Below are 17,429 nucleotides of genomic sequence, written 5' to 3' on the forward strand. Positions count from 1 at the left end.
AATTATGAAGATAAGAGCTGGAGGAATGACTATTATGGAAAGAATCGAATCGACACAGAACAAGCAAGTAAAAGAATGGAGAAAACTGCTGACACGTAAAGGCAGAAAGAAACAGAACAGATACCTCGTAGAAGGCCTTCATTTAGTAGAAGAAGCAATAAAATCGGATACTGAGATCGATGTACTGGTCATCAGAGAAGATAAAGTTATGGATTATGCTTATCTATATGAAAAAAGTGAGATAGATGCTGTGGAAGTAACGGAAGAAATTACCAGTATGCTGAGCGATGCTGTGACCGAACAGGGGATCCTGGCCGTCGTTAAAAGTCAGGAATCTCCTGAAGATATCAGAGGAAATAAGCCTGTGCTGATTCTGGATGAAGTCCAGGACCCGGGTAATCTTGGTACCTTGATACGCACCGCTGATGCTGCTGGGTTTGAAGGTGTCATTATAGGAAAAGGCTCTGTTGACTTGTTCAATCCGAAAGCACTGCGGTCAGCCCAAGGCAGCCACTTTCATTTGACTATCATTCATGACGATATCGAAACTTGGATCGGAATGTTTAAAGACAGAGGTATTCCTGTCTATGGAACAGCTTTAGATGAAAGAGCGGTATCTTTCCGTTCGATAGAACCGCAAGATAGGTTTGCGTTGATCGTAGGGAATGAAGGGAATGGGGTGAATCCAAAGATTCTGGAACAGACCTCAGAAAATCTGTATATTCCAATCAAAGGCCAGGCAGAATCGTTGAACGTCGCCATCGCTGCAAGCATATTGATGTTCAGTCTTTATCAGTGATCAGCGTTTTTTGACAATTTTGTCACAAACGTCATGAAAACGTTTCTAAATTAGATTGTTTCCTTTTCTTTTTTCACTTAAAGGAGTAAGATAATTTATGGACAGTCGCATAATGCACGACTGCAGACAATCACTGACTCGTTTGAAAAGGAGACATTTGATGGAATTTGTTCGTTCGATTTGGGAAAATGATACAGATTATATGACATTAGTCGAAGATTTACTTGAAGATGAAGATTTACTTAAATTAGATGATATTACACATCACCACTATACAACACGCCTGATCCATTCATTATTTGTATCCTATGTAAGTTATAAGATCGCTAAACGCCTGAACCTTAATGTGAGAGCAGTTGCCAGAGCAGGCTTGCTGCATGATTTCTTTCACGAAGGCAGAGAAGAGATCGCATTAATGAATGAAGGTTCTCACAACTGTGTTCACCCAAAAATCGCAGTTAAAAATGCTCAACGCCTGACTGAATTAAGTGAACTTGAAAAAGATATTATACTGAAGCATATGTTTTTAACAACGACTGGCGTGGGAATCCCTCGGTATAAAGAAAGTTTTGTTGTGACATGTGTGGATAAATACTGCGCCATCAATGAAGTCTCAACACCTGTCAGATCTAAAGTCAAGCAGAAACTTTCGGAATGGAGCTTGAAACTAAGAGTGGTCCATGCTTAGTCTTAGATACCTATTAGTATGAAGTTCTGATTTAGAAGCTGTTTCTATTTATGTTTAGATAGTTTGAACATAAATGGAAACAGCTTTTTTGTATTTTTTACTTTATTGGCCGTCTAGTAAAGAACGGACGAGATTTTGGGGGGAAAGGTGGATACTTGTGACTCTGCAGGAACAAGATGACAGACTCGAGATACACAAGGAACTGAGTGTGTCATTATATAAGTGAAGTGACACACTCAAATTATAGATGATTCTGACTTTGTCATTTCTGGTTTAAAATGACAAGGTCAGACTTAACAGGAACCAGAGCCTGTCACTTTAGAGATAAAGTGACACACTCAAAAATAAAAAATGAATGACCTTGTCATTTTTTGAATAAAATGACAAGGTCTGATGTGAATAACGAGCGAGCCTGTCATTTCAACAACAAAATGGCAAGCTCACTGATAACAGCCTGTTGACTTGGTCATTGGTATCAGAATGCGTAAGAGATACTCATATTTATGTCCTCACAGGTGTGTTCGTGGCACTGTTGATCTTTCTTTAGCATGGAAAAACGCGGAAGACGATACTGACTTTGATCCGCACACATTTTATTGTTAAATGTACTGCTGCCGGGATCGTCGGACGAGAATGAAGTCAGTATTCAGCTGAACGATGACTTATCAGGAAAGTTATTTGAATGATCATTCGATTTAATCAGTATGATCATTCAAATAACGAGAAAACCCGATGGATCAGGAGATCCATCGGGTTTCTTTATACATGATAGATAAAAATCAGCCATTGACGACGGTCCCACCATTGACGTGTATCGTCTGACCACTGACATAACTTGAATCACTTGTTGCGAGATAGACATACGCAGGTGCCAGTTCATAAGGTTCACCGGGGCGACCCATAGGCACACCAGCATGTTCTTCATAAGAACTGCCCAAAGTAGCCGGGATGAGCGGTGTCCAGATAGGTCCTGGCGCTACAGCATTCACGCGGACTTTCTTCTCAATGAACTCCTTGTTTTGTGCAAGCGAACGGGTGAATGCAATGATCGCACCTTTTGTCGATGCATAGTCCATTAATCCAGGAGATCCTTGATACGCCGTGACAGAAGAGGAATTGATCACCGCTCCATTTTCAGCTAAATAGGGGAACACTTCCCGGGACCAGAAGATGGTCGAATAAATGTTTGTACGGAATGTGCGGTCCAGTTGCTCTGCACTGATGTCCATGAGGCTCTCCTGTTTGTGCTGTTCGGCAGCATTATTGACGAGAACATGTATCGTTTGCCATTCATCAGCAACAGTTTTGACTGTTTCTTTAACGAAATCCTCGTCACCCACATCGCCAGCAAAAGTCAGGCACTTCACGCCTAATTCTTCTATGCGTGTCTTGGCTGATTTAAGATCGTCATTATCCTCTAAATCAACTAAGGCGACATTAGCACCTTCCTTGGCAAAAGCGATGGCCACCGCACGGCCGATACCGCTGTCTGCACCAGTCACGATGGTATTGAAACCTTTCATTTTGTCTGCAGGCTTGTACGTATCGCTTTCCACTTCAGGGACCGGATCCAGCTTCTGGCGGTCATCATCCATTAAGTAATGCTTTTTTGGTTTTTGTGATTTAAGGTTATTTTCTTTGTTCATCAATTACATCCTTCCTTAATGTAGACGGATTACAGCGGAGAATTAAGCAGCAATTCGTTATTCTGAAGGTCTATGATCTTCAGACGATTATCTTCTTCAATGAAAATGGATTTAAAAACCTGTTCGTCCCCGTCAGTAAACAAGATGACTCGCGTACTGCCGTTATCGGTAATTAAATATGCATCGTAACCAGTAGGATCAAAAACATCCTGTTCTTCGAATTCTTCATATTGATCAATATTGTCGATCAATTCTGCCTCATCCATTTCACTTTCACTGACTGGAGCCAATTCTTCTTCTGTAACCATTCCTTCGTTGGGTTCCTCTTCTATGGCGGCTTCTTCCTCGATCGGATCCAGTGCCTCTGTTTCACCGGGATCCTCCTCTGTCGTGCAGGCACCAAGTGTTGCTGCTGCCATAAACAAAAGAATCAGTTTTCCTTTTTTCATTGTATCCCTCCTTGAATAATCTTTCTTATACGTAGGTTCTTACTCATTAAGTATAAGTAATCTAAGATTATGCCACAAAGATAACGCTTCATATTGTGATTATCACTTGCCTCCTGCCGAATACAGATTATATGATAATTATTGCTTGATTGAGTAAGTCAGATTCGTTATGATTAGAACGAAAGATAACTGTAACCTTGTTAGGTGAGGCTACCATATGGAGACACGCTACTGCCCGGAAATGTCTAAAGACGCCAACGGGTCAGCAGGAATTTTCGGATGAAGGGGATTCTTAACGTAGCTGAGAAATCGATCTCTATGCCATATGAAGCTGAAGCTCAACGACAGAGGTGTTTTGGAAGATGATATCACGTTCATGTTCTTGACACGCTCTTATAAAGCGTGTTTTTTTAACCATTTTTTTATTATAAACAATAGACAATGGTGATTTTTAATAGAACTTCTTGTTTCAAAATACTCAGAAAACGGAGGTGAGGCCGATGGACCCGGTTCCCTTGTCTAATATTGTATCAGCAAGCCAGTCGATGATTAAACATGCTCCATCGCCAAACCAGAAAAGAAGGGTGTTTTGACTATGAAACTAGTAAAAAGTAACAAACAGAAAACATACGAACAGATTTTTGCTGCAGCCAAAGAAAACGATAAACAGGCTTTCAGAGAACTTTTCCTGAGACTGCATGACCGGGATCAGCATGAAGTGTTTCATCTGCTTTATCCCGATAAAAAACGTAAGATATCTGAATTCTTGACACCTGAAGAGTTTGCGGAGATTTTTGAGTGGATGGAGACGGAGGATCAGGAAGCTGCAGTCCAATACTTGCCTGATGCCTATATGGCGGAGGTCTTTAATACGATGGCTGCGGATGACGTGGCGCGTTTCTTGACAGAAAGCGATGAAACAGACAACCAGACATTACTGGATATGATGGACGAAGAAGAGAGCCAGCGCGTTCAGGAAATCATGGCCTATGAACCTGAAACTGCAGGCTCTATCATGACCAAGGAATTTATTAAAATCAATTTTAAAGATACGACGTCTGAAGTGGTCAAGCAGCTCAGAATGATAGGCCGAGAAGCTGAAACAATTTACTATCTGTATGTTATAGATGATAAAGGGAGATTGGTTGGAGTATTATCTCTTAGAGATTTACTGCTGTCGCCGGAATCAGAGGTGGTAGAAGATATTATGTTCAACCAGGTTGTTTCCGTAAACGTTGATGAAGACCAGGAAAAAGTCGCTCGTGTTATTCAAGATTATGATTTGTTGGCCTTGCCGGTTTTAGGCCACGATGGCACAATCCTGGGGATCGTAACTGTCGATGATGTTATGGATATTCTGGAAGAAGAGGTAACAGAAGATTTTAACGAGTTCTCAGCTATCAAGCGTGGAGATGATGATATGAAAACTTCCGCTTTTAGAACAGCGAAATCCCGTATACCTTGGATAATCATATTGCTATTTTTAGGTACGATTACTGGGAGCCTCATTGGGGTGTTTGAAGAAACTCTGGAATCTGTAGTACTGCTTGCAGCGTTTATACCTATGATTATGGACACTGCCGGTAATGTAGGGACCCAGTCGTTGGCGGTTGCAGTTCGTAACTTGACCATCGATGATGAAAAAGATAAAGATGGTTTTTTACAGACAGTCAAAAATGAACTTGGTGCCGGAATGATCATGGGAATTGTTGCAAGTATTGTGCTTGTAGGTATGATCAGTGTTATATATGGAAACGTAGTCCTGGCAATAATTATCAGCGTATCCATGTTTATAACGATTAGTATCTCTACAGTCATCGGGACAGTTATACCATCGATCATCACTAAGTTTAAGATAGATCCTGCTGTAGCGTCAGGTCCATTCATCACAACAATCAACGACTCATTAGGATTAATGATTTACTTTACTATTGCCACAATGCTGATCGAATTTTTATAATTGTGAACGAAAATCTAAATTTTGAAAAATCGAAATGTGACGTACCAATTTAAGTCTGTTAATGGTATACTGTTTAGTGTGAAAGTAGAGGTGACAGCATATGATAGAAATGGCTACAGCAAATACAGTTCAAGATAAAGTCATCTGTCCGAAGTTTGAACAGACTTTTGCCATCTTAGGTAAAAAGTGGACAGGATTGATTATTGATGTATTGTTGGATGGACCTCGTCGTTTTAAAGATTTATCTCAGTCAATATCCGGCGTCAGCGACCGCGTGTTAGTTGAACGCTTGAAAGAGCTTGAAAAAGAAGATATTGTAACAAGAGACTTGGACGATTCCTGTGAGATGAAATCAGGCTATTGTTTAACTGAAAAAGGAAAATCCCTTAAAAATGTCATGACTGAAATTCAGGAATGGGCAGATCAGTGGATCTGTGAAATAGACTAAAACAAGAGATGAAAAAGAGTACGTGGATGAGACAAGCTTAGAGAACGGTGCCCCGGCTGAAAGCATCGACTGGATCATTTGCGGAAGTTCACTTTCATCATGTCTCTGCTTGGAGCATTTGAGCAAAGATGTATGTAGATCGACTTTGATCTCGGTATGCGCCGTTATGCAATAAGTGCAAAAGGAAACTTTTGAACAAGGGTGGTACCGCGTGTTGACCTCGTCCCTCTATTGGGATGGGGTTTTTTATTTTGTCTAAAAAGAAAAAGTGAGTGTTTCATATTTAATGCAAAGGAGCATGACGATGGAAATGGAAGAAAAATTAACTGCGCTGCTTGAAGAGGCAAAGGCAGAAGCCGGTAAAGCGGCAGAGTTGAAAGAAATAGAAAACTTGCGCGTCAAGTATTTAGGTAAAAAGGGTGAAGTCACAAGCGTCCTTAAAGGGATGAAAAATCTTACGCCAGAACAGCGCCCGGTCTTGGGTAAAAAAGCCAATGAAGTCCGGGACGAAATCACTGCCCTCCTGTCAGAGAAAAGAGAAACTCTTGAAAAAGCTGCGCTGGAGAAAAAGCTGGCTGAGGAGGCCATCGATGTAACACTTCCAGGAAAACAGGTCACAACGGGTCAGACCCATGTACTGACTCAGATCATGGAAGAAATCGAAGATCTGTTCTTAGGCATGGGCTACCAGGTCATCGAAGGCACAGAAGTCGAAACGGACTACTATAACTTTGAACGTGTCAACCTGCCGCAGAACCATCCGGCACGTGATATGCAGGATACGTTTTATATCACATCAGACGTCCTTTTACGTACGCATACATCGCCGATCCAGGCACGTACCCTGGAACAGCATGATTTTTCAACTGGCCCACTAAAAATGATCAGTCCAGGAAAAGTGTATCGACGTGATACAGACGACGCGACGCACTCACACCAGTTCCATCAGATCGAAGGAATGGTCATCGATGAGAACATCACGATGGCTGACTTGAAAGGCACGCTGGAATTGCTGGCTAAAAAGATGTTCGGCGAAGAAAGAGAGATCCGTCTCCGTCCGAGTTATTTCCCGTTCACAGAACCGTCTGTTGAAGTGGATGTTTCCTGCTTCAAATGCGGCGGTAAAGGCTGTAACGTCTGTAAACAGACCGGCTGGATCGAGATCCTGGGTGCCGGCATGACGCATCCGCATGTACTGGAAATGTCCGGTGTTGATTCCAAGAAATACGGCGGCTTTGCTTTCGGGCTCGGGCCTGACCGTATCGCCATGCTGAAATACGGCGTGGATGATATCCGTAATTTTTATCTCAACGATCAGCGGTTCCTGGAACAATTCAAGAGGAAAGGGTAGAAGAGCATGAGAGTATCAGTGAAGTGGTTAAGTGAATATTTAGATTTGAACGACATATCGCCGGTCGAACTGGCAGACCAGATCACCTTGACAGGTATCGAAGTGGACGACGTAACGTTACCGTCTCTGACTTTAGATAACCTCGTCGTCGGAGAAGTCCTGACAGCCGAAGCGATGGAAGGATCTGATCATCTGAACGTCACAACTGTGGATGTCGATCAGGATGAGTCAAAGCAGATCGTCTGCGGAGCGCCGAATGTTAAAGCCGGTCAGAAAGTGATCGTTGCTTTGCCGGGGGCCAGACTGCCTAACGGATTGAAGATCAAGAAAAGTAAACTGCGCGGAGTGGAATCCAACGGGATGATCTGCAGCCTTCAGGAATTAGGTTTTTCTGACGCCGTCGTTCCTAAAAAAGCAGAAGATGGTATCTATGTGCTTCCGTATGATGCCAAAACAGGTCACAGCGCCCTGCCCTATATAGGTTTGGATGATGCCTTCATCGAGCTTGATATCACACCGAACCGTGCCGATGCTTTGAGCATGCGCGGCGTGGGCTATGAGGTGGCAGCTATCTTGTCACAGCAACCGTCCTTCCCGGATGTGACTGTGTCTGAAGATGAATCTGAAAACATCGACGACTATATCAGTGTAGCTGTGGATGACAAAAAGGATGTGCCTGTCTATAAAATGCGCGTGATTAAAGACGTCACAGTACAGGAAAGTCCGATGTGGCTGCAGCGTAAATTGATGAACGCTGGCATCCGCCCGATCGATGCGGTCGTAGACGTAACCAACTATATCATGCTGGAATACGGTCAACCGCTGCATGCCTTTGACTATGATGCGCTTGATTCCAAATCGATCCGTGTCAGAAGAGCTGAACAGGATGAACAGCTGGTCACTTTAGACGGACAGGAGAGACGTCTGAATCCGGGGAACCTTGTGATCACCAATGGAGAAAAACCTGTCGCGTTAGCAGGTGTCATGGGTGGCGAAAATACGCATGTAACAAGTGAGACCAAAACGATCGCCCTGGAGTCTGCCTTGTTTGAATCCAGTGTCATCAGAAAAACAGCGCAGGCACTGAATCTGAGAAGCGAGTCAAGTGCCCGTTTTGAAAGAGGCCTGAATACCGCAGCTATAGAAACAGCCTTGGATCATGCGGCACAACTGATTGCCGATCTTGGGAACGGTCAAGTCATCAGCGGCGTTGCCCGTGTTGAAGCGATCCAGCCGGAGAATAAAAAGGTGACCATTACGCTTGATAGAATCAACCAGGCACTGGGCACTGAGCTGGTCATGGATGAAGTTGTTCATTTAATGCATCGACTGGGATTTGAAACAGAAACTGCCACAAACTCATTAACGGTCACTGTACCGCCAAGACGCTGGGATATCGAGATCGAAGCAGATATTATTGAAGAAGTAGCCCGCCTGCATGGCTATAACCGTCTTCCGGCAACCCTGCCTCACAGTGAATCTGTTCCTGGCGAGCTGTCCCATAAACAACAGCGTGTCCGCGATACCCGTCATTTCATGGAAGGGGCCGGCTTATCCCAGGCCATCAGCTATGCTTTGACGACAAACGAAAAAGCCAATGCCTTTTCTCGTGCTGAAGGGGAACCTGTGAAACTGGACTGGCCGATGAGTGAAGAACATCAGGCACTGCGCAAGAGTCTTTTAAGTGGCTTATTGGATAATATTCAGTATAACGTGGCTCGTCAGAACAGACATGTCGGTTTCTACGAAATCGGGCGCGTGTTTTACCCAGTTTCTGACAGCAAACTGCCAGACGAAGTGACACATGTAGCCGGGGCCTTGACGGGTTCCCGTATCGAGACAAACTGGCAGGAAAGTGAACAGTCCGTTGATTTTTATGCAGTCAAAGGTATACTGGAAGAATGGTTTGATGTCATCGGTGTCGCTGAGGAGATCAGTTATGAACCGTCTAAAGCCTACTCAGAACTTCACCCGGGACGTACAGCCGAAATCAGATGGCAGGACCAGGTCGTTGGTGTGATCGGTCAGCTGCATCCTCAGCTGGCAGACGAACGGGATCTTAAAGAGACCTACTTGTTTGAAATCGATATGGATGCCTTGCTCGATACAGAAAAAGAGCCGCTGATCTATTCATCGATCCCGAAATATCCGGGAACATCCAGAGATGTGGCCTTTGTTGTAGACGAGACGGTCCTCCATGACACCGTTCTTTCTGTCATGAAAGCACAGGGTGGCAAGTGGCTGAAATCTATCCGACTCTTTGACTTGTATCAAGGGGAAAATATCGAACAGGGCAAGAAATCGATGGCTTATAGTCTGGCCTATCAGAATCCTGAAGCGACCCTGAAAGAGGAAGAAGTCACAAGCGACTTTGAACAGCTGAAAGCAGCTTTAGTTGAAAAACTGGATGCAGAGATCCGCTAATATAATAATATTATGAATACGTAGAGAGACTGGGGTGTAAGCGTCCAGTCTCTTTTTCATCGTCTGATATCACGTTGAATGACTGGTAGCCGAGAAGGTTCGACACTATGGAATAAGATTTCATAACGTAGCTGTCGAAGAATGAGAACTTCGGTAATTAGAAAAAGTATCCGAGCCGGAAAGTACCGAAGTTTCCCATAGTTCGGTAAGTAAATCCAAGGCAGGCGCTGCTAATTGTCGAAAACCTCCTTGTTCGGCAATTAGAAGTATAATCCTGTTTTCAAAGTGTCGAACACACGTGAAATTCGGCTAGTAGGATAAAGAGGTCTCTTCTAAAGTACCGAATCAGTCAAACTTCGGTACTTAGATTTTAATTGGTTAAACCTAACTGTCGAACACGGGTCCGTACACTTTTATCAGTCTCACTTTTAATTCATAAACCTTTGAATATTCCAATAAAATTGTATAAAAAGCCTTGTAACTAATGCACTTTTAACGCATTCGTGTTATTATAATAAAGAATTTGAGAAGCGAGGGGGCTGTGTCATGTCCGAAGGGAAGCGAAGATTTAAAGCAACCATAGATGGAGAAACATACACGATTGTTGGTTCCAAGCCTGAAAAGCACATGCGCGTTGTGGCAGAAACTGTGGACGAACAATTAACCCAACTGAAAGAAATGACCAAGGGGTTGGATAAAGAGAAACGAGCCATCTTGCTTGCGATCAATGCAGTATCCGATCAATTGGCCATGCGAAATGAATTGAATGAATGGAAAGAAAAATATGAGCAGTTGGAACAGAACAAGGAAAACTAACTGCAGCGAACAAGGAGAAAAGTATGCTGTTAACAGGAATCATAATCTTTATATTATTATTATCACTTTATAGCGGAGCACGAAGGGGACTGATCCTGCAGCTGGTCCTGACGATCGGATATGCCGTTTCATTCTGGCTGGCATTGAACTATTATCAATTGCTCAGTGAGTATGCCGAAATGTTCATTCCGTATCCAACACCTTCATCCTCTTCAGCTAATCCATTTGTATTATATGGCATGGACTTATTGTTCGAACTGGACAGCCCATTCTATAATGGGGTCTCTTTTGTAGTCCTCCTGTTTGCAGGCTGGCTGATCACACGGGTCATTGGCGGTTTGTTCCAGGCCCTGGCTGATTTACCTGTCATGCGCACAGTAAATGCGATAGGTGGAGCTGTGTTAAGTTTCATTGTTCATTACATAGGGATTTTCTTAATTCTCTTTGTGTTTTCAATGATGCCGATGGCCATAATTCAAGAGCAGTTCGAGTCCAGTATGCTTGCCAGAGAAATCGTCACAGATACCCCTGAATTATCACAGCAGGTTTATGACTGGTGGGTCGAACAGGGAATAGAAGAGTAATCAATAGATAAATGAAGGAGAGTTGGTTGGAAGAAAACATCAGTATGATGCCTTTCAATCAACTTTTTTGTAGACTTACAGACTAAAATGGAAAGAGCTATCCGATCATTTAAGGAGAGAAAGCATGACTGAAACATTTCGATCATCATTTAAAACACTGGAATATGAAAAAGTAATCATGAAATTAAGTGAACACACTGTATCAAAACTGGGTAAGGAAAAAGCCCGTACCATCCGTCCGACTAATGATAAAGACTACATCCTGGAACAGCTGGAAGAAACCGAAGATGCCTCACTCCTTATGCGGTTGAGAGGCGGCATGCCGCTCGCTGCCTTTGAAGACATCCGTCCCCACTTGAAACGTGTGCGTGTACAAGGGACATTGAACGGAACAGAGGTCGCTCAGATCGGGCGAATGCTGAGAACCCTTCGGGAAATAAAAACCTTTTTCAGGAAAGCAGAAGAAGAGGACATCCCTTTAAACAGGCTTTATGATAAAATCAACAAACTGCAGACCTTCAATGCTCTGGAAAAAAAGATATTTTCGGTCGTAGACGAAGGCGGTTATGTGCTTGATGATGCAAGTTCTAAACTAAAAGGGTTAAGGGACGGCATCAAACAGACGGAAGGACGGGCCCGTCAGAAACTGGAAAGTATTGTTAGAGGTTCTCAGGCGCGGTTTCTGACTGATGCGCTGATCACGATGCGCAACGACCGATACGTTATCCCGGTCAAGGCAGAGAACCGTTCGACCTTTGGCGGTGTGGTCCATGACCAGAGTTCCACAGGGCAGACCCTGTTCATTGAACCACAGAGTGTCGTCGATCTAAACAACCGGCTGCGTCAGTATCAGGTGGAAGCCAAACATGAAGTGGACCGTATCCTGGCAGAACTGACCGTTGAGATAGAACCTTTCAGGGAAGAACTGGAAGAGCATCTCAAAATGCTGGTCGACTTGGATGTGATTCAGGCTAAAGGACGGTTTGCCAAAGCGATCAAGGCTGTCAAGCCGAGAGTGAGTACTGAAAACCATGTTGAGCTGTATCAGGCTCGTCATCCACTCCTTGCTGAAGATGAGGTGGTCCCGAACGATATCATCATCGGTGAAGAATATAAAACGATGATCGTGACAGGGCCGAATACCGGTGGGAAAACAGTGGCTCTGAAAACCCTCGGTCTGCTCCAGCTGATGGGTCAGTCCGGCTTGTTCATCCCTGCTGAAGAAGACAGTACGATGGGTATATTTTCAAGTGTCTTTGCCGATATCGGTGATGAACAGTCCATTGAGCAGAGCTTGTCGACCTTCTCGTCTCATTTGACAACGATCGTCAATATCCTGAAACGGATGGATGATAAAAGTCTTATCCTATTAGATGAACTGGGTGCAGGAACAGATCCTCAAGAAGGTGCAGCCTTGGCCATTGCCATCCTGGATGCAATCGCCCAGAGCGGCAGCTATGTGATGATTACCTCGCATTATCCCGAACTCAAGGCTTACGGCTATAACCGGGTGGAAACGATCAACGCCAGCATGGAGTTCAACGTCGATACACTTAGTCCGACGTATCGTCTCCTGATCGGTATCCCGGGAAGAAGTAATGCCTTTGAGATCGCCAGACGTTTGGGCCTTGATTCAATGATCATTGACTCAGCCAGGCAGCTGATGAGCGGCGAAAGCCAAAGTGTCGATCAGATGATCGAAGATCTGGAAGGCAAACGCAGACAGGCTGAAACGGAAGCCGGTAAAGCTACTGAAGAATTGAGAGATGCTCAGCGGCTCCATAGAGAACTTAAAGCTGAATATGATGCCTATCAGGAAGAAAAAGAACGTCTGCGTAAAAAAGCGGAGAAAGAAGCGAACAGCTATTTAGAGAAGAAGAAACAGGAAGCGGAAGCCATCATAAAAGATTTGAGACAGAAACAGCTTGAAGGTCATATGAATGAACCGCTTAAAGAACATGAATTCATTGATGCACAGACCCGCTTATCCAATTTGAAGGCAGAAGAAGAAAGTCTGAAGAAAAATAAAGTGCTCAATAAGCAGAAGAATAAAAAAACGCTGAAAGTCGGCGACAGTGTCGAAGTCCAGTCCTTTGGTCAAAAAGGAACGGTCATTGACAAGGCGGATAATAAGCACTGGGTCGTCCAAATGGGTATGCTGAAGATGAAACTTCATGAATCGGATCTGTTACAAGTCGCGCCGGAAAACGAACCGAAGCAGCGTGTGTCGGTCAAACGTTCATCCAGCGCCGGAGTGTCCACTGAGATAGATGTCAGAGGCGAACGTGTGGAGGAGGCTGTGAACAAAGTCGATCAGTACCTGGATCAGGCGTTACTGGCGAACTACCCGAAAGTCACGATCATCCACGGCATGGGTACCGGAGCAGTCAGAAAAGGCGTTCACCAGTATCTGAAAAAACATTCGCAGGTCAAATCATACAGTGATGCACCGGCAAACCAGGGCGGCAGCGGTGCAACGATCGTGACCTTTAAATAAAAACAATCACAACGGTAGACAATAATATAAGAATTTGCTATACTAATAAATGGAATGAGCAACTTACTTTTAATAAGTAAGTCAATATATAGGAGGAATTTATAATGGTTAGAGAATTAACAGATAAAAACTTCGATCAAGAAACTGGATCAGGCGTAGCATTAACAGACTTCTGGGCAACATGGTGCGGACCTTGCCGTATGCAGTCACCTGTTATCGACGAATTAAATGAAGAGTCTGACGGCAGCGTCAACTACTTCAAAATGGATGTCGACGCAAATCAGGCGACACCAAGCAAATTCGGTATCATGAGTATCCCAACATTGCTAGTAACTAAAGACGGCGAAGTCGTAGACAAGCTGATCGGTTACCACAGCAAAGAACAGATCCTATCTAAACTGGAAAGCCACAAATAAAAAAGTCAAATATGAGAGAGTGGGACAAAAAGCGTTTAGACCCGTATCACTGGAGCGAATAAGCGCAAGATAATCGTAGATTATCGAGCATTGTTCGTGAAGTGGACGGCGGGTCTGCTTTTTGGAGCACGTTTACGAAAAAATTCGGAAGCGAAAAAGAGGTTCTACGTCAACTAACGTTGGTGAAGAATAATAGTTAAATATTTTTAAGTTATCGGAGAGTACATCTCAGCTACCTAGGCAGCTGATGTGTGCTCTTCATTTTTTTTGACAGATTCCTGTTCTATTTGTTGATTAAGCTTGAAGTGCAATATGATTCTATTCTTGTAATTGGCAAAGTTGCGGTAGCCGTAGGCTACTCGGTTCAGGACCTTTATTTTATTATTGATGCCCTCGATCCGTCCGTTGTTGTACGGATAAATAAAGGTATGGCGTATCGCACTTAGATGTTTTCTCAACGTCCGCAGGCTTGTCTTCATCTGAGGGGACACATCCGGTGAACAAGGATGATTCAGTATAGCCGACAATCGTTCAAAGTCGTTCGCTTCAACGGCCGCAATGATAGACTGATACAAATCGTAGGTGGCCTTTAACGTTGGATCATAGGTAAGTATTTCCGATAGAATGGCTGCTTCAGTTCGTTGACCGAACAGGCGGTAGAAGGTATAGGTCGTATAAGTGATATTTTTTTCTTTCTTAAGTAACTTTTTCCAGTAGCGTTTTAACCGTCGATACTTTTTCTGATCTTCGCCATTTGAGTTGTTCAGTTGGTTCATTATTGTCACCCGTGTTTTATTCATTGAGCGATTAATAAGTTGGATGATGTGGAAACGATCAATGATAATATGAGCGTTAGGAAATAGCGTGGGTATGAAGCTCATATAACTGGCGTTCATGTCTATCGTTATGGTGTTCACTTCGCTTCTTTGCTTGAGGCTGTATCGAGACAAGAAATGTTGAGTGACATAACGACTGTCTTTAGCTGGTAAGATATCCAAAATATCGCCCGTTTCTGCATCAATGTATTCAAAAGCCATGCGCCCGCTGGCGTATTTAAATTCGTCAAAAGACAAGTTTTCTGGTAGTGAATGATAATGCGGACGGTAACATTCACCTTCTGATGTAAGGACACGCTGAACACTCGCTTCTGAGACATTGGTGTGCTTGGCTATATCTTTTACCGATCGGGTTTCACCGGATTGAGTCAAGATTTGTGCTTTTATGTAGTTCGAGATGAAGCAGTTACGTTCAACGACGGGGGTCTGAGCAGTAAAACTTTTACCACAGCGCTTGCACATAAAACGCTGTTTTCTGATACGCAAGTATGTAGGCAAGATCCCCGCCATGGGAAAGGTTACCCGAGAGGTCTGAGTTCCATTTTTATAAATACTAAACCCTACATTGGGCGCCTCGCAGTGCGCACATTCTTTAGGTACATAGGACAATGTGCAGTCAATGAACTTACATTTCTTACCCTTAAAGTCACCTTTGGTGACGCAATCATCGGAAAAAGTGAGATGTTTATCTTGAATATCTAGAACGTTTCGCATATTATTTGAAGTAGGCAAGTGGGTTCCTCCTTAGGTGATGTTTTCGTCGACTATTATTCTACAGGAGAACTCACTTGTTTTCTAATATAAACAAAAGGACGTTAGTGAGATTCTCTCTCACCAACGTCCTTTATTGTACAATCGAGTAGGAGATAAATGATTAATTCATTTATCGTCCTCTCACACCACCGTACGTACGGTTCCGTATACGGCGGTTCAATATCTTAAGTAAGCAGACTCTGCCAGGTCTCGTAGTGAAACTACGTTCCACCGGTAGAGTCTTTTCGTTGTAAGCACCCAATGAACTTCAGGTGTTTTTGACAGTCTCCAGTATTTCTTTCTGGAATAGCCTATGCGTTTGGCACTATCTATATCTAGACCTAAGCGCATTAATCTGCTAATCTTAGTACGTGGATTTTTCCATCTCTTTAAAATTAGCTGCCTGATTCGGTGATGGAGCCATTGCTCCACTTTAGTTACGAAGGTTTTGATGAAGCCTGTGCCAAAATAATTTATCCAGCCTCTTGTTCGGCTGTTTATCTCTTTGACAATCTCATCAAACTTCCCTGCTCGCTTACGTTTGGTCAAGCGTTTCAAGGTGCGAATGAATTTCGCTTTGGCTTCGTTCGAAGGTCTGTAGCGACAGACCCCATTCACTGTGGTTATCAGACAACCCAAGAACTTTAAACGCGTTGGTGAACCCACTTTACTTTTCTCTTGGTTGACAGTTAGTTTCAGGTCTTTTTCAATGAAGCGAGTGATGCTTTGGAGCACACGTTCACCGGCTCGTTTTGACTTCACAAAGATGACGAAGTCATCAGCGAACCGAACGAAACGATGTCCTCTCTGCTTCATTTCTTTATCCAGTTCATGTAAGTATACGTTACTGAGTAGGGGCGAAATCACGCCACCTTGTGGTGCGCCTGTGTTACTTTCTACGAATTCGCCAGACAGATCTATGACACCGCTCTGTAAGAACTTACGGATAATTTTCAGAATCATTTTGTCCTGTATATACTGTTCGAGATAGTACATCAGCTTATCATGATTGAGTGTGTCAAAGCACTGTTTCAGGTCACAATCGACGGCCACTTTGTAGCCTTGCTGATAATAGTCGACACACTCTTTCAGAGCTGTATGATTGCTTTTCCCTTTACGGAACCCATGACTGTGTGGGAGGAAATGTTTATCAATGATAGGTTCTATCACTTGCCTGATGGCTTGCTGGACCACTCGGTCCCGTACCACTGGAATGCCCAGTTTTCGGATACCCCCATTCGCTTTGGGAATTTCCACCCGTCTGACCGGTTGTGGTTTATAGGTGCCGTCTAACAGTTTCTTTTTTAAATACGGACTCATTTCCATGATATGTGATTCTATCTCATTAACTGTCATACCATCTACTCCAGCAGCTCCTTTATTGCGTTTAACAATTTTAGCCGCTTCAAATAGATTCTTCTCACTTACAACGAGCCTCATGAGAGACTCACCATACTTGTCTTTACATTCACCTAGGCGATTACTCCGCACATCTACATACTCTTTCGCTTCCAGCTTATCCCTTTGTAGTTTGCCAACCCGTGGGTCGTTTTCTGCGTTTGTCATAATGCCTAACCTCCAATCTTCAAAGTATTGATATTGTTCGGTCCTTCGGTACATTTTCCCTACTATGACCTCGGCTGACTTCTCGCCATTCGTTGTTACTACTAAGCGCTGACGAGACCTCCCCGGGTAAGAACGACAACCTTCTGCTCACGTCACTGCTTCATTTACTCAATAGAATTCGGGCAGTATCGGACTT

General features: G+C 43.6%; 14 protein-coding genes and 1 riboswitch. Of the genes, 10 read left to right on the forward strand and 4 right to left on the reverse strand.

Annotated features, from left to right (window positions below; translation table 11 throughout):
* Window positions 1-34: 34 nt before the first annotated feature.
* Together AB4027_RS03745 and AB4027_RS03750 are read left to right on the forward strand one after the other, a co-directional pair.
* The gene (locus AB4027_RS03745; protein ID WP_368646026.1) at window positions 35-799 is read left to right on the forward strand and encodes a TrmH family RNA methyltransferase; all 765 of its coding nucleotides are present in this window, start codon (window positions 35-37) and stop codon (window positions 797-799) included.
* A 160-nt stretch (window positions 800-959) separates the two neighbouring features.
* Complete coding sequence (locus tag AB4027_RS03750; protein ID WP_091487466.1) at window positions 960-1,487, forward strand: HD domain-containing protein; 528 nt, start codon at window positions 960-962, stop codon at window positions 1,485-1,487.
* A 779-nt stretch (window positions 1,488-2,266) separates the two neighbouring features.
* Here the strand turns inward: AB4027_RS03750 and AB4027_RS03755 are convergent.
* Window positions 2,267-3,133: an SDR family oxidoreductase gene (locus tag AB4027_RS03755; protein WP_368646027.1), complete on the reverse strand. Its 867-nt coding sequence runs from the start codon at window positions 3,131-3,133 to the stop codon at window positions 2,267-2,269.
* A gap of 29 nt (window positions 3,134-3,162) precedes the next feature.
* On the reverse strand, window positions 3,163-3,582 hold the full coding sequence (locus tag AB4027_RS03760; protein ID WP_368646028.1) for a hypothetical protein: 420 nt from the start codon (window positions 3,580-3,582) through the stop codon (window positions 3,163-3,165).
* A 189-nt stretch (window positions 3,583-3,771) separates the two neighbouring features.
* Window positions 3,772-3,939, forward strand: a riboswitch (M-box (ykoK) riboswitch).
* A gap of 238 nt (window positions 3,940-4,177) precedes the next feature.
* Here AB4027_RS03760 and mgtE point away from each other — a divergent pair.
* The 8 genes from mgtE (at window position 4,178) to trxA (ending at window position 14,078) form a co-directional block, all read left to right on the forward strand.
* Window positions 4,178-5,542, forward strand: coding sequence for a magnesium transporter (gene mgtE / locus AB4027_RS03765; protein ID WP_368646029.1), 1,365 nt, complete (start codon window positions 4,178-4,180; stop codon window positions 5,540-5,542).
* A gap of 100 nt (window positions 5,543-5,642) precedes the next feature.
* Window positions 5,643-5,990, forward strand: a complete 348-nt coding sequence (locus tag AB4027_RS03770; RefSeq protein ID WP_368646030.1) for a winged helix-turn-helix transcriptional regulator — start codon at window positions 5,643-5,645, stop codon at window positions 5,988-5,990.
* A 304-nt stretch (window positions 5,991-6,294) separates the two neighbouring features.
* Window positions 6,295-7,341, forward strand: a complete 1,047-nt coding sequence (gene pheS, locus AB4027_RS03775; RefSeq protein WP_368646031.1) for a phenylalanine--tRNA ligase subunit alpha — start codon at window positions 6,295-6,297, stop codon at window positions 7,339-7,341.
* Window positions 7,342-7,347: 6 nt separating this feature from the next.
* Complete coding sequence (gene pheT / locus AB4027_RS03780; RefSeq protein ID WP_368646032.1) at window positions 7,348-9,765, forward strand: phenylalanine--tRNA ligase subunit beta; 2,418 nt, start codon at window positions 7,348-7,350, stop codon at window positions 9,763-9,765.
* A 546-nt stretch (window positions 9,766-10,311) separates the two neighbouring features.
* Complete coding sequence (locus AB4027_RS03785; protein WP_091487454.1) at window positions 10,312-10,581, forward strand: cell division protein ZapA; 270 nt, start codon at window positions 10,312-10,314, stop codon at window positions 10,579-10,581.
* A gap of 23 nt (window positions 10,582-10,604) precedes the next feature.
* Entirely contained in the window at window positions 10,605-11,165 is a 561-nt protein-coding gene (locus tag AB4027_RS03790; protein ID WP_368646033.1) for a CvpA family protein, read from the forward strand.
* A 124-nt stretch (window positions 11,166-11,289) separates the two neighbouring features.
* Entirely contained in the window at window positions 11,290-13,662 is a 2,373-nt protein-coding gene (locus AB4027_RS03795) for an endonuclease MutS2 (RefSeq protein WP_368646034.1), read from the forward strand.
* A gap of 104 nt (window positions 13,663-13,766) precedes the next feature.
* A complete protein-coding gene (trxA, locus tag AB4027_RS03800; RefSeq protein ID WP_368646035.1) occupies window positions 13,767-14,078 on the forward strand; it encodes a thioredoxin in 312 nt (103 codons plus the stop codon).
* 236 nt (window positions 14,079-14,314) lie between these two features.
* On the opposite strand, the gene AB4027_RS03805 is transcribed toward trxA, so the two are convergent.
* Both AB4027_RS03805 and ltrA read right to left on the reverse strand, forming a co-directional pair.
* A complete protein-coding gene (locus AB4027_RS03805) occupies window positions 14,315-15,628 on the reverse strand; it encodes an ISL3 family transposase (protein ID WP_368646399.1) in 1,314 nt (437 codons plus the stop codon).
* 216 nt (window positions 15,629-15,844) lie between these two features.
* The gene (ltrA, locus tag AB4027_RS03810) at window positions 15,845-17,233 is read right to left on the reverse strand and encodes a group II intron reverse transcriptase/maturase (protein ID WP_368645238.1); all 1,389 of its coding nucleotides are present in this window, start codon (window positions 17,231-17,233) and stop codon (window positions 15,845-15,847) included.
* Between the last annotated feature and the right edge of the window lie 196 nt (window positions 17,234-17,429).

Origin of the sequence: Alkalibacterium putridalgicola, assembly GCF_040959045.1 — a bacterium.
GTDB classification, from domain to species: domain Bacteria; phylum Bacillota; class Bacilli; order Lactobacillales; family Carnobacteriaceae_A; genus Alkalibacterium; species Alkalibacterium putridalgicola.

Excerpts from the sequence above, each read along its gene's own strand:
- AB4027_RS03745 (WP_368646026.1), top strand. The coding sequence starts at position 35 with ATGGAAAGAATCGAATCGACACAGAACAAGCAAGTAAAAGAATGGAGA.
- AB4027_RS03750 (WP_091487466.1), top strand. The coding sequence starts at position 960 with ATGGAATTTGTTCGTTCGATTTGGGAAAATGATACAGATTATATGACA.
- AB4027_RS03755 (WP_368646027.1), bottom strand. The coding sequence starts at position 3,133 with ATGAACAAAGAAAATAACCTTAAATCACAAAAACCAAAAAAGCATTAC.
- AB4027_RS03760 (WP_368646028.1), bottom strand. The coding sequence starts at position 3,582 with ATGAAAAAAGGAAAACTGATTCTTTTGTTTATGGCAGCAGCAACACTT.
- mgtE (WP_368646029.1), top strand. The coding sequence starts at position 4,178 with ATGAAACTAGTAAAAAGTAACAAACAGAAAACATACGAACAGATTTTT.
- AB4027_RS03770 (WP_368646030.1), top strand. The coding sequence starts at position 5,643 with ATGATAGAAATGGCTACAGCAAATACAGTTCAAGATAAAGTCATCTGT.
- pheS (WP_368646031.1), top strand. The coding sequence starts at position 6,295 with ATGGAAATGGAAGAAAAATTAACTGCGCTGCTTGAAGAGGCAAAGGCA.
- pheT (WP_368646032.1), top strand. The coding sequence starts at position 7,348 with ATGAGAGTATCAGTGAAGTGGTTAAGTGAATATTTAGATTTGAACGAC.
- AB4027_RS03785 (WP_091487454.1), top strand. The coding sequence starts at position 10,312 with ATGTCCGAAGGGAAGCGAAGATTTAAAGCAACCATAGATGGAGAAACA.
- AB4027_RS03790 (WP_368646033.1), top strand. The coding sequence starts at position 10,605 with ATGCTGTTAACAGGAATCATAATCTTTATATTATTATTATCACTTTAT.
- AB4027_RS03795 (WP_368646034.1), top strand. The coding sequence starts at position 11,290 with ATGACTGAAACATTTCGATCATCATTTAAAACACTGGAATATGAAAAA.
- trxA (WP_368646035.1), top strand. The coding sequence starts at position 13,767 with ATGGTTAGAGAATTAACAGATAAAAACTTCGATCAAGAAACTGGATCA.
- AB4027_RS03805 (WP_368646399.1), bottom strand. The coding sequence starts at position 15,628 with ATGCGAAACGTTCTAGATATTCAAGATAAACATCTCACTTTTTCCGAT.
- ltrA (WP_368645238.1), bottom strand. The coding sequence starts at position 17,233 with ATGACAAACGCAGAAAACGACCCACGGGTTGGCAAACTACAAAGGGAT.